Raw genomic sequence first — 13,217 nt, 5'->3', positions numbered from 1 at the left:
CCTCCCTCTCCAAAGTTTACTCCTGATTTCCTAACTCAATTGCACTCATTAATCGTTCAGAGAACTGCTGTGCTGCATTGACTCCCATACGTTTCAAACGGAAGTTCATCGCTGCTACTTCAATAATAACAGCCAAGTTTCGACCAGGACGAACTGGAAGTGTAATCTTCGTAAGTTCTGTATCAATAATTTTCATCTTCTCTTCATCAAGACCTAAGCGATCGTAATTTTTCTTTTGATCCCAAATTTCAAGATTAATAACAAGTGTAATACGCTTATAATTTCGTACTGCCCCTGCACCGAATAACGTCATAACGTTAATAATACCTAGACCACGAATTTCTAATAAATGCTCGATTAAATCTGGTGAACTTCCGACTAACATGTCTTCATCTTCTTGACGAATTTCCACACTATCATCCGCAACAAGACGGTGACCACGCTTTACAAGCTCAAGAGCTGTCTCACTTTTACCAACACCACTTTGACCTGTAATTAAAACACCAACGCCGTAAATATCTACTAACACACCATGCACAGCTGTTGTTGGTGCTAACTTACCTTCTAAATAGTTTGTTAAACGACTTGATAATCTCGTTGTCGTTTGAGAAGAACGTAATAAAGGCATACCTGATTCACGTGATGCTTGTAATAACTCATCTGGTACATCTTGATTACGAGTTACAATAATACATGGCGTCTCCTCAGTACAAAGCGCTTTCATTCTCTCTTGTTTTTGCTCTGACGTTAACGTGTCAAAGAAAGTAAGCTCCGTTTTACCAAGAAGCTGCACACGATCTGCTGGATAGTATGTAAAAAATCCTGCCATTTCAATTCCAGGTCGTGATAAATCACTTGTATCAATCGGACGATGAATGCCTTCTTCACCACTGATTAACTCCAATTGAAATTGTTCAATTAAATCTTTTGTTCTTACTTTCGGCATATGTATAAACCTCCACTCCGCTGCGGGTTCAGTCTCGTTTGATGTAAAATTCCATTCTATCGGATATTGTACCATTTTTTTCTGAAAACAAGAAATACGGTTTCTAATAAATAGAAAAAAACATTTCATACGAATAATGAAATGTTTTTCTTTTTGTCACTTTCTCTTTTTTTCATATAGAGGCTCAACAATTGCCTTTTCAATTATCATATTAAAAATTGAAATACAAATTGCCGCAACAATCGCTACACCAAATCCTGATATATTAAAAGCATCTCCTAATAATGAATCTGCTATTTTTAACGTAATCGCATTAATAACAATTAAGAAGAAGCCGAAAGTTACAACAGTAATTGGTAGCGTAATTAAAATTAAAAATGGCTTTACGAACACATTTAAAACCGCCAATATAATACTCGCAATAATTGCAGTTTGTATATTTGCTACGTAAAATGCATCTGGTGCAATCCCTTTTAAAAGTCCCGATACAGCGATTAACACAACGCTATTTACAAGAAGTGATACAATCCATCTCATTTCGTTACACATCCTTTTAAACATATATATTTCATCATACGCTAATAGATAAGAAACGCAAGTATGATACGAACACTTATATCAACTTATTCTATCTTTCATGCTTGTATACCTACTAACATTTCTTAGTAAAATAAGGGCCGCACCATCTATGTTCATGAGTTTTTACAAAAGTCCAAGTGAACTCCTTATCTACAATATAGATATCACCCTTATACATATCGTCCCTCTCACACAATATATCATCCATATGTAACAAACTCGCATCCTTTATTAACAGTACCTCATCACAGTGTTGGTAGAAAATGTAGCAATCCTTTTTCACTTCATTATGAAACGCGTTCTTTGCTTCTTTACCCTCTAAACGCTTCTTTTTCTCATAACTAAATATGTGCCAAAGATACCCACATCCATACTTATCTCCATAAAGAAAAATGTCTTCTTTTTCTTCATCACTTAAATGATTTGCAAAGTGATCCTCCCAGCGCTTTCGAAAATATACACCCCAATTTTGAAACTCTCTTACCTTCATATTTTTCTTCCTTAACACCTCTAAAAACTTCATCTTCTCCCCCTATACAATAAAAAACGAGCGTCATTTCCACCCGGTTTTCATCAATAAACTTATTGCGATAATTCTACTTCTTTTATTTTCTCTTTCATTCTTGCTTTATCACGATTTAAAATCTCTTTTAAATATTTACCTGTGTACGAGCGCTCTTCTTTCACTACTTGCTCTGGCGTTCCGGAAGCAACGATTTGTCCACCTTTATCTCCACCCTCTGGTCCAAGGTCAACGATATAATCAGCCGTTTTAATTACATCTAAATTATGTTCAATTACAAGTACCGTCTCACCGCTCTCAACAAGACGTTGCAACACTTCTAGAAGACGTGCAATATCATGCGCATGCAAACCAGTCGTTGGTTCATCTAAAATGTATAACGTACGTCCTGTAGAACGACGGTGTAATTCAGAAGCTAATTTCACACGCTGTGCTTCCCCACCAGATAATGTTGTTGCTGGTTGACCTAATTTCATATAACCAAGCCCAACGTCTACAAGCGTTTGAAGTTTACGCTTAATTTTTGGGATATTAGCGAAGAACTCTACTCCATCTTCAATTGTCATCCCTAACACTTCAGAAATATTCTTATCTTTATATTTCACTTCTAACGTTTCACGGTTGTAACGTTTACCATGACAAACTTCACACGGAACATACACATCTGGTAGGAAATGCATTTCGATTTTAATAATTCCATCACCACGGCACGCTTCACAACGGCCACCTTTTACGTTAAAGCTGAAACGTCCTTTTTGATATCCGCGCACTTTCGCTTCATTCGTTTGTGCAAACACATCACGAATATCATCGAATACACCTGTATACGTCGCTGGATTAGAACGTGGTGTACGACCGATTGGTGATTGATCAATATCAATTACTTTATCTAAATGTTCAAGACCTTTAATCTCTTTATGAGTACCTGGCTTCGCTTTCGCTTTATATAACTTTTGAGCTAGCGATTTATATAGTACTTCATTAATCATCGTACTTTTACCAGAACCAGATACCCCTGTTACCGCTACAAACGTACCAAGCGGGAATGACATTTTCGCATTCTTTAAGTTATTCTCTTTTGCGCCGACAATCTCTACTTTACGTCCATCACCTTTACGTCTTTCAAGTGGAACTGGAATAAACTCTTTACCGCTTAAATACTTCCCTGTTAATGAATTATCATCTTGCATCACTTCAGCCGGCGTCCCTGCTGAAACGACCTGTCCACCGTGAATACCTGCACCAGGCCCTATATCAAGTAAATAGTCAGCAGCCATCATCGTATCTTCATCATGTTCAACAACAATTAACGTATTACCTAAATCGCGCATTTCTTGCAATGTACGAATAAGACGATCGTTATCACGCTGGTGTAAACCAATTGAAGGTTCATCAAGAATATAAAGTACGCCAGTTAGACGAGAACCAATTTGCGTCGCTAAACGAATACGCTGCGCCTCACCACCTGATAAAGTTCCTGCGGCACGACTTAACGTTAAATAATCTAAACCAACGTTCACTAAGAACCCAACGCGCTCCTGAATTTCTCTTAAAATTAAATGAGCTATTTTTTGTTGCTTCTCCGTTAGCTCTACATTCGAGAAGAATTCTTGTACTTCTTGAACTGAATACTTCGTTACGTCAGCAATCGTTTTATTGCCAACAAATACAGCTAAGCTCTCAGGCTTTAAGCGTCCACCTTTACACTTCGGACAAGCTTGTTCTGCCATATACTTTTCCATTTGCTCACGAATGTAATCGGAGCTCGTTTCACGATAACGACGTTCAATGTTTGGAATAACACCTTCAAATAAAATCTCATTTTCCTTTACTTGACCAAATTCATTTACATAGCGGAAATAAACCTTCTCTTCCCCGCTTCCGTACAACACTTTATCAAATAAATCTTTCGGTATATTTTTCACAGGCACATCCATATCAACGCCGTAGTGATTACATACAGATTGTAAAAGTTGCGGGTAATATTGTGAACTTGTCGGTTCCCAAGGTGCAATTGCATGTTCATTTAATGATAAATCCCAGTTCGGGATAACAAGCTCTAAATCTACCTCTAGCTTTGAACCAAGTCCATCACAAGAAGGACATGCTCCGAACGGACTGTTGAATGAGAACATACGCGGCTCTAATTCTCCGATTGAAAAACCACAATGCGGACAAGCATGATGTTCACTAAATAGAAGTTCCTCTTCTCCCATTACATCAATTAACACTCGGCCTCCGCCAAGCTTTAATGCACTTTCAAGTGAATCAGCAAGACGGCTTGCGATTCCTTCTTTTACAACAATACGGTCAATTACAACTTCAATGGAATGCTTCTTATTTTTATCTAACGTAATATCTTCAGATACATCAAGCATTTCACCATCAACACGTACACGAACATATCCTTGCTTCTTAATATCTTCAAGTACTTTCACATGTGCACCTTTACGCCCAGACACGATAGGAGCTAACACTTGTAATTTCGTACGTTCAGGATATTCAAGAACACGGTCTACCATCTGCTCTACTGTTTGTGATGTAATTTCAATCCCATGATTTGGACAAATTGGCGTACCAATTCGCGCAAATAATAAACGTAAATAATCATAAATCTCCGTTACCGTTCCGACAGTTGAACGTGGATTACGACTCGTCGTTTTTTGATCGATTGAAATCGCTGGTGACAATCCTTCAATCGTGTCAACATCCGGCTTATCCATTTGTCCTAAAAACTGGCGCGCATACGCAGATAATGATTCTACGTATCTGCGCTGCCCTTCTGCATAAATCGTATCAAATGCTAATGATGATTTCCCCGAACCAGACAATCCCGTTACAACGACAAGCTGATTTCTCGGAATGGTTACATCAATATTTTTTAAGTTATGTGCTCTAGCACCTTTTACAACGATAAAATCCTTGCTCTTACTCACTTTTTTCACCCTTCCGCTTTTAATTCTAATAGTAAATCTCTTAGTTCAGCTGCACGCTCGAAGTCTAACGCTTTTGCTGCTTCTTTCATCTCTGCTTCCATCTTCGCAATTGTCTTTTCGCGCTCTTTTTTCGTCATTTTCTTAGAAGGAGTTGCTTCGTATGTTTCTGCCTCTTCAGCAGCTGTCGTTGCACGGATAACATCACGAACGCCTTTTTGAATCGTTTTCGGCGTAATACCATGCTCTTCATTGTAAGCTTCTTGTATACTACGACGACGCTTCGTTTCTTCAATCGCAATTCCCATAGATTTCGTTATACGATCTGCATACATAATAACGCGGCCGTTTTCATTACGCGCGGCACGACCAATTGTTTGAATTAATGAACGTTCTGAACGCAAAAATCCTTCCTTATCAGCATCTAAAATAGCGACAAGTGATACTTCCGGAATATCTAATCCTTCTCGCAATAAGTTAATGCCGACAAGTACATCAAATTTACCGAGGCGAAGATCACGGATAATTTCAATACGTTCTAACGTTTTAATTTCAGAGTGAAGATAGTTAACTTTAATTCCTACATCTTTTAAGTAATCCGTTAAATCCTCTGACATTTTCTTCGTTAAAGTCGTAATTAATACACGTTCATTTTTTGCAATACGATCTTGAATCTCTCCTAATAAATCGTCAATTTGCCCTTCAATTGGTCGTATATCAATTGGTGGATCTAAAAGCCCTGTTGGACGAATAATTTGTTCTATTACTTCTGGTGACTGCTCTAACTCGTACGGTCCTGGCGTTGCTGAAACGTAAATAACTTGATTCGTTTTCTCCTCAAACTCATCAAACATGAGCGGTCTATTATCTAAAGCTGATGGCAGACGGAATCCATGATCCACAAGCACTTGTTTACGTGCTTGGTCACCGTTATACATCGCTCTTACTTGTGGTACTGATACGTGCGACTCATCCATAACGATTAAGAAATCTTTCGGAAAATAGTCTAATAACGTATACGGCGTTGCCCCCGCTGGACGAAGTGTTAAATGACGGGAGTAGTTTTCAATACCTGAACAAAAGCCCATCTCGCGCATCATTTCTAAATCATAACGTGTACGTTGCTCTATACGCTGCGCTTCTAACAACTTACCGTTATCATTTAACTCCTTTAAACGTTCTTCTAATTCTTTTTCGATATTTTCAATAGCGACCTTCATTTTCTCTTCACGTGTAACGAAGTGAGATGCTGGGAAGATTGCTACATGATCACGTTCTGCTAATACTTCACCTGTTAACGCATTTACTTCACGAATACGATCGATTTCATCACCGAAAAACTCAATTCGAATACAATGCTCATCAAGTGATGCTGGGAAGATTTCAACTACATCTCCGCGTACACGGAATGTACCACGCTTGAAATCAATATCATTACGTCCATACTGTACATCAACAAGTTCACGAAGCAATTGATTACGGTCTTTTTCCATACCAACTCGAAGCGAAACAACTAGCTCGCGGTATTCTTCTGGAGAACCTAAGCCATATATACACGAAACACTCGCAACGATAATTACATCGTCCCGTTCAAATAATGCAGACGTTGCCGAGTGACGCAATTTATCAATTTCATCATTAATCTGCGCATCTTTTTCAATAAACGTATCTGTTTGTGGTACATACGCTTCTGGCTGATAATAATCGTAGTAACTAACAAAATATTCAACTGCATTATTCGGGAAAAAGTCTTTCAACTCACTATATAACTGCCCTGCTAACGTTTTATTATGAGCCATAACAAGTGTTGGCTTTTGCACTTCTTTAATGACATTTGAAATCGTAAATGTCTTACCCGTTCCTGTCGCTCCAAGCAACACTTGCTTTTTCTTTCCACTATTAATTCCCTCTACAAGCTTCTCTATAGCTACCGGCTGATCACCTTGCGGGGAATACGCTGAGACAATTTCAAATTGACGTTCCAAGAAAATCCGACCTCCTCATAAAAATCTGTATTATTATTTTACCACGAATACCTATAAAAAACCTAAAAAAACGAACAGATATTCGGTAAAGTTTTCGACAATATACACATAGAAAAAGGAAGGAGTAAATACTTCCTTCCTCTACTAATTCTATTTTTTAGGTACATATACTAAGTCATATCCATTGCGCCCAGCTTCATTCATACAATCTATTAACCGATAAGTACTTCCTGATTCGCGCTGCTCTTTAACAATACCTTTACAACTATCTTTATGTAACCCTTTATCCTTCCCAGCAAATTTGTCTTTTCTATTATCTGACACATAAAATATATCGTTCCCACTATACTCTAACGTTTGAAAAATCGGGTCCCCTTCAAGGGTATACTGTACAATTCTTATTTTATCAACTTCCCTTTGCTCGACATTCAAAACGAACTTTTCAAATTTATCTAGATTGAGAATTCCTGCTCCCTTTACAATGACATCATTCTTCTTATCAATTGTAGTGCTAGATGGTGAACATGCTACTAAACTAAAGAGAAATAGACTTATAAAACTGGTTCTTTTTCCTATTGTCATCCTCTCCTATAAAAATTATTTGTATACCAGAAAAGCTACTTTCAATTATGAAAGTAGCTTTTCTTTTCCTTTCTCCTTCTTCGGAAAAATCACATATGAAAATGAAATCGCTGTATCAACTAAAAATATAATCGCCCACACTTGACTCACGCGACTTGCAGCTTTATTTAAAACGATTCCCGATTCTAACCAATTACCCCATTGTTCAAATGGAATAAATCCATACGCGAAGAAAAAAAATATGTGCACACCAACGAATAAAACAAGATGTAATACCCAATTTTTTATTTCCTGCTTTGCATAGGCCATACCTGTTAATTCTACCTGTTCTTCAATAATAGGCGCCGGTTCATTACGCCATTTCGCAACTGATTTTTGTACAAATATATCAAGCTTCTTTAAATCCTTTTTCCCGTAGAAAACTGCATATAATAAAATGATTACAGTAATAATCTGAAAGTTAGAGAACTTTCCTGTTTGATAATAGTCCACTACCCCTAAAGTTAAAATAAATACTTCATTTACGAGGAGTACAATCCCCATAATAAAACTCGCCCTTTTCAAACGGAATCCGTAGCGAAGTAAAAAGAAACCGATAGCTGATAACCAAAATACAATTTCTGCCCCAATTAAAAAATACCAACGATATTCTGCGAGTATACTCATTTATCCTTCTCCCTTTCATCATAAATACGAAAAGCCTCATCCATATATGCTAAAAGTTCTTCTTCAATTGGATACATGCTCATTTTCTGTGAATCTTCCTTCGATTTTCTAACTTCCCATAACTTATCTAAAAACGCTTCGTCACCATTAGCCATTTCTAAACATTTCTGCATTAATTTCTTCGTTGCCTCTTGTACTTCATCACTTGCGACTTCTTTACCGTCTTTCATAAAAGTACGTAATTGCTTTAATAAATCTACCCATTCTAAAACATTCGGATCTTCCTCACTCATATTTGGCAAATTCTGAAGCAATTTTTGTTCTTCCTTTGAAAATACTTCATTTTGAAATATTTCACGTATACGAGGGGACTGTTTTGAAAGCTGAATAAGTTCAAACATAACTTTCCAATCAAGTTCTCCCTCTACATCTACCGAATAAACAACTGCTTGTAAAACACGCTCCATTCGATTAAATTTCTTTTGTTCTTCCTGTACAAACCGAAGTTGTTTTTCAAGCGAATTTTTTAAATCCAGCTCACCTTTTACTAACATATTCGCAGCTTCTTTTAATGAAAATCCCATTTCTTTCAAAAATAAAATTTGTTGCAAACGAATAACGTCATTTTCACTATATAACCGATGTCCACCCTCTGTTTTTCCGCTCGGCTTTAATAAATCTATTTGATCATAATAACGTAGTGTACGTACTGTAACCCCTGTTTCTTTCGTCAATTCTTGTATTGAAATCACTACCATCACCTCTTCCCTCTCATTATAAAAGATGACGTTACGTAACTTTCAAGCGTTTTGTAAAAAAAATACAAAAAGCTGTTTATACAAAGTGTATAAACAGCTTTTATGGAAATAACCCCTTTTGTATGGCGCGCCCACAAAATAAAATAAGTGCTCCAACGACAACACTCGTTGCCGTTTTATGATAATGGGCTAATAATAATAAATAATACGATAAACCTACAGTACCAATCATAATACAAATGCTCGGCACTGGATTACGAGAAAAGTTTTGCATTCCCCAAAGAAGCGAAAATATAGCTGTAGCGACACATAACACCGGTAATCCCATCCCAGTTCCCCTTTTTCTATCTATTATTCCTTGTTGCTAACACGCTCGTTGATGCGATACTAATTAATAAATCAAAACCAATCCTTATATATTTAAACGTTTACTCTAATTGAAATCTCTCAAGCTTATCATTTATTTTCTTTCTCCTTACTCCAGCGTAAATATTTCCTCCACCTTCACTCCAAAATACTTGGCGATTTTTAAAGATAACTCTAGACTCGGATTGTAATGATGGTTTTCAATCGCCACTATCGTCTGCCGCGTCACTTGCATCGCCTTTGCCATTTCAACTTGCGTTATATGATTTTGCTTTCTTAACTCTTTTATTTTATTTTTCACACCCATAGGCTCCACCTTCAAAAGTAAAGATATCTTTACTTAAATTATAAATATTTTCCAGTTATAAGTAAAGATATCTTTACAAATTTTAGAAAAACGTTTCACTGAACACCTACTCTAATAAAGTACAAGAGTAATTCAATTTATATCAGCGCAACTTAAATTATATCGGCGATTTCCCAAATATATCAGCGCAACTCCATTTATATCGGCGATTTCCCAAATATATCAGCGCAACTCCATTTATATCGGCGATTTTTTAAATATATCGACTTACCGACAAATATCGACATCCGTAGCGCTACTATAATCATAAGAAAAAGCTGTCCCCAAATACCTTCGGGAACAGCTTTCTCCTCTACTACATAAATCCTAGCGCATATACAAGAACGTATCCAAGAACCGATAAGCAAACCGAGCCAATCAGCCCCGCCACGAACGCTTTGCTTCCTAACTTACGGAACGTTTTAAACTCTACATTTAAACCAAGTCCTGCCATCGCCATTGCGATTAGCATATAAGCAATGACAACAATGTATCCCGCAACTACTTCTGGAATAATCCCGAGCGAATGCACTGCACTCATCGCTAAAAATCCGAAAATGAACCATGGAATTGGAAGGTCGCGCCACGATCTTTTTTCCTTGCTTCCTTCACTCTTTCCAAACCATAATCCAATTAAAATTGCTACTGGTACGAGCATTGCAACGCGCGTTAGCTTCACGATAACTGCGATGTCTATAGCCGTACTTCCTCCTGGCGCCGCGGCTGCGATAACATGAGCAATTTCATGCAGCGTGGCCCCTGAGAATACACCGTAACCATATGGAGATAGGCCAAGCACTGGATATAACAACGTATAAATAAGCGTAAATATCGTACCTAAAATAGCAATAATTGCAGCCCCAACTGCCGTTTCATCATCTTTTGCTTTCACTTGCGGCGCAATTGCCACGACCGCTGCCGCCCCGCAAATTGCTGTACCACATGCGGTTAAAATCCCAAGTTTCTTTTCTACCTTAAATACTTTCGTTAGTCCATATACAACGAAAATCGTAAATGTAATAACAACCGCTGCGATGACCAATACTTTCGGCCCTGCCTTCGCAATATCAACAAGATTTAATCGCATTCCAAGTAAGATGATTCCAAAGCGCAGCAACTTCTTACTCGCAAAGTTCGTCCCTGCAATCGCATCTTGAGGGACTCCAATTGCAGCGCGCCAAACCATCCCAATTAGAATAGCAATTACTAATTGTCCCATAATATTTAAAAATGGAAGCTCTGCTAAATATTTCGCGGCAATTGCGATTAATAATGTAATCCCAATTCCTTGCGAAAATCCAAAACGCTTCTTCTTTTGTATAACAAGTGTTTGTTCCATTTTGAACCACTCCAATAATCGTATTGGAACATGCATGTTCTTTCTACTTACATTATAAGAGAGTTTCTATAATAAGTTTAATACCAATACCAAATCTCTATCATTAGAAATACTTATGATAAGATAATAGAAAAAGAAAGGAGCCCATTATATGAACGTAGACATTTTAAAAATTTTTGTTACTGTCGTTGAACAGAAACACTTCTCCCGTGCAGCAGAATTATTAAACCTTTCACAGCCTGGAGTAAGTATGCATATACGCAACTTAGAAAACGAATTTGGCACTACACTTATTCAACGCTCCCCGAAGCACGTCCAAGTTACTGAAGCTGGAAACATATTATATATACATGCAAAGCAAATGCTCTCTCTTTACGAAGATGCTAAACAAGAAATTAATGAACTACATAACGTTGTAACAGGAACACTTCGCATTGGTGCTAGTTTTACAATTGGCGAATACTTACTTCCAAAAATACTGGCTAACTATGCGAATGAAAATCCACACGTCGAAGTTCATACTTTCATCTCAAATACAGAAGACGTTTTGCAAAGCCTTCGCTCTAATCAAATTGATATCGGCCTAGTGGAAGGACAAGTCGTATACGCCGACGTAGATGTTGAAACATTTATGCAAGATGAAATGAAGCTCGTCGTCCCGCCAAATCATCCATTACTCCGCACAAATGAAATAAATGAAAGTACACTCCAAGATCAAGTATGGGTATTAAGAGAAAGTGGTTCTGGTACACGCGCTTATAGTGACCGCTTTATTCATCAACACCATTTAAAAATGAAACGATTCTTTACATTCAGTAGTATCCAAAGCGTAAAGGAAGCTGTTAGTGCCGGGCTTGGCATCGCTATCCTTTCTGATTGGACTGTACGGAAAGAGCTATTAGCAAAAGAACTATTCCACGTCGAAGTTCCAAATGAACAACTAATCCGTCCGTTCTCCATCGTGCGCGGTAAATATTTCATTCCATCTAAAGCCATTCAAGTGTTCTTAAATCATGTAGATTCTTTTGCGAAAAAACAGAGTTGACCTTCACATTAGTGTGAAGGTTTACAATACATGTAAAAGGAGTGAAATACATTGCGAATTGGAGAATTATCAAAAGAAACTGGCGTTAGTGAAAGATCACTAAGACATTACGAAGAAAAGGGCTTACTCCCTTCTAAGCGCCTTGCGAATGGTTACCGTGATTTTGATGAAAGTGCCATCGAAAAAGTGGAGCTTATTCAAATGTACTTACAAATTGGCTTAAATTTAGAAGAGACGGCAAGGATGCTGCGCTGCCTTGAAATTGAACCGCACCTGTACGACAATCCGTGCAGCAGTATCCTTACGCTTTACGAAGATAAACTCAATGAAGTAACAAAGCAAATCTCATTGCTTTCCAACATCCAAACGAATTTGCAAAAACACGTTTCACTCCTAAAACATGCAAAAGAAAAGGGATGATTACATGTTTGTTATACATGGCAGTTCAAGACAAAACGGAAATACAGAAGCTTTAACACATATGATGATAGAGGACATTGAAACAGAACAAATTTATTTGCGTGATCATACTGTCTATCCTATTACAGACCAACGTCATGATGCAGAAGGATTCCAATCCGTAAATGATGACTATGAGCAGTTAACGAAACGCATGCTAGAACACGACACGATTATCTTTGCTACACCATTATATTGGTACGGAATGAGTGGACATATGAAAAATTTTGTTGATCGCTGGTCACAAAGCTTGCGCGATACATCCCTTCATTTCAAAGAAAAAATGAAAGGCAAAAAAATGTATGTTGTCATCGTTGGCGGGGACAACCCAAAGGTAAAAGCATTACCGCTTATTGCTCAATTCCAATATATCTTTGATTTTGTTGGCTCTTCATTTGAAGGTTATGTTATCGGGAATGCGAATGGACTGGATGAAATTAAAAACGATGCTGAGGCGCTGGCAAAAGCACAATTGTATAATGATACATTCAAAAATAGCGAACAGAAATAAGTTTGACAAACCCTTTTGTATGCGCATACAATAAAAGTAATATTATGAAAGGAAGGTACTTTGACCAATGAAGTTCTAATTCTCTTATTTATTTCATCCATCACAAATAGTGAACAAAAATGATGAAAACTAGCAGGGGATTAGTCTGTCCATTTGTCGATACTTTCTTTCGAAACGAT

General features: G+C 37.5%; 14 protein-coding genes. 3 read left to right on the top strand and 11 right to left on the bottom strand.

Going from position 1 to position 13,217, the window contains the following annotated elements; genetic code table 11:
- Positions 1 to 16 precede the first annotated feature (16 nt).
- The 11 genes from hprK to QCI79_RS15075 all read right to left on the bottom strand — a co-directional run bounded on the left by hprK (position 17) and on the right by QCI79_RS15075 (position 11,023).
- Positions 17 to 946 carry an HPr(Ser) kinase/phosphatase gene (hprK, locus tag QCI79_RS15125; protein ID WP_001127250.1) on the bottom strand — a complete coding sequence of 310 codons (930 nt, stop codon included), beginning with the start codon at positions 944 to 946 and terminating at the stop codon, positions 17 to 19.
- Positions 947 to 1,102: 156 nt separating this feature from the next.
- Positions 1,103 to 1,483, bottom strand: coding sequence for a phage holin family protein (locus QCI79_RS15120; RefSeq protein WP_001267308.1), 381 nt, complete (start codon positions 1,481 to 1,483; stop codon positions 1,103 to 1,105).
- Between the two features lie 115 nt (positions 1,484 to 1,598).
- Complete coding sequence (locus tag QCI79_RS15115) at positions 1,599 to 2,048, bottom strand: DUF4275 family protein (RefSeq protein ID WP_000670204.1); 450 nt, start codon at positions 2,046 to 2,048, stop codon at positions 1,599 to 1,601.
- A 59-nt stretch (positions 2,049 to 2,107) separates the two neighbouring features.
- Positions 2,108 to 4,984, bottom strand: coding sequence for an excinuclease ABC subunit UvrA (gene uvrA / locus QCI79_RS15110; RefSeq protein WP_000045583.1), 2,877 nt, complete (start codon positions 4,982 to 4,984; stop codon positions 2,108 to 2,110).
- 5 nt (positions 4,985 to 4,989) lie between these two features.
- The gene (uvrB, locus tag QCI79_RS15105; protein ID WP_000441052.1) at positions 4,990 to 6,966 is read right to left on the bottom strand and encodes an excinuclease ABC subunit B; all 1,977 of its coding nucleotides are present in this window, start codon (positions 6,964 to 6,966) and stop codon (positions 4,990 to 4,992) included.
- 150 nt (positions 6,967 to 7,116) lie between these two features.
- Positions 7,117 to 7,548 (bottom strand): DUF4362 domain-containing protein, encoded by a 432-nt coding sequence (locus QCI79_RS15100; RefSeq protein WP_000152002.1) that lies wholly within the window; start codon positions 7,546 to 7,548, stop codon positions 7,117 to 7,119.
- 45 nt (positions 7,549 to 7,593) lie between these two features.
- Positions 7,594 to 8,214 (bottom strand): hypothetical protein, encoded by a 621-nt coding sequence (locus QCI79_RS15095; RefSeq protein WP_000025225.1) that lies wholly within the window; start codon positions 8,212 to 8,214, stop codon positions 7,594 to 7,596.
- Positions 8,211 to 8,972 (bottom strand): MerR family transcriptional regulator, encoded by a 762-nt coding sequence (locus QCI79_RS15090; RefSeq protein WP_000260337.1) that lies wholly within the window; start codon positions 8,970 to 8,972, stop codon positions 8,211 to 8,213. The genes QCI79_RS15095 and QCI79_RS15090 overlap by 4 nt, the downstream gene beginning before the upstream one ends.
- 100 nt (positions 8,973 to 9,072) lie before the next feature.
- Positions 9,073 to 9,300, bottom strand: coding sequence for a hypothetical protein (locus tag QCI79_RS15085; protein WP_000524139.1), 228 nt, complete (start codon positions 9,298 to 9,300; stop codon positions 9,073 to 9,075).
- Between the two features lie 147 nt (positions 9,301 to 9,447).
- A complete protein-coding gene (locus QCI79_RS15080; protein WP_000538364.1) occupies positions 9,448 to 9,645 on the bottom strand; it encodes a helix-turn-helix transcriptional regulator in 198 nt (65 codons plus the stop codon).
- 355 nt (positions 9,646 to 10,000) lie between these two features.
- Positions 10,001 to 11,023 carry a YeiH family protein gene (locus QCI79_RS15075; protein WP_000438437.1) on the bottom strand — a complete coding sequence of 341 codons (1,023 nt, stop codon included), beginning with the start codon at positions 11,021 to 11,023 and terminating at the stop codon, positions 10,001 to 10,003.
- A gap of 151 nt (positions 11,024 to 11,174) precedes the next feature.
- Here QCI79_RS15075 and QCI79_RS15070 point away from each other — a divergent pair, with 151 nt between their 5' ends.
- From QCI79_RS15070 to QCI79_RS15060, 3 genes are read left to right on the top strand one after another with little or no spacing between them, the layout of a single operon-like run.
- Positions 11,175 to 12,068, top strand: a complete 894-nt coding sequence (locus QCI79_RS15070) for a LysR family transcriptional regulator (RefSeq protein ID WP_001099987.1) — start codon at positions 11,175 to 11,177, stop codon at positions 12,066 to 12,068.
- A 51-nt stretch (positions 12,069 to 12,119) separates the two neighbouring features.
- The gene (locus tag QCI79_RS15065; protein ID WP_001219199.1) at positions 12,120 to 12,488 is read left to right on the top strand and encodes a MerR family transcriptional regulator; all 369 of its coding nucleotides are present in this window, start codon (positions 12,120 to 12,122) and stop codon (positions 12,486 to 12,488) included.
- A gap of 4 nt (positions 12,489 to 12,492) precedes the next feature.
- Entirely contained in the window at positions 12,493 to 13,038 is a 546-nt protein-coding gene (locus QCI79_RS15060; protein ID WP_000497612.1) for a flavodoxin family protein, read from the top strand.
- Positions 13,039 to 13,217 lie beyond the last annotated feature (179 nt).

It is taken from the genome of Bacillus cereus group sp. MG1 (genome assembly GCF_040460035.1).
Taxonomy (GTDB): Bacteria; Bacillota; Bacilli; order Bacillales; family Bacillaceae_G; genus Bacillus_A; species Bacillus_A cereus.
The sequence above is the reverse complement of the archived record's forward strand: the minus strand, read 5'-3'. Positions and strand labels throughout refer to the sequence as shown.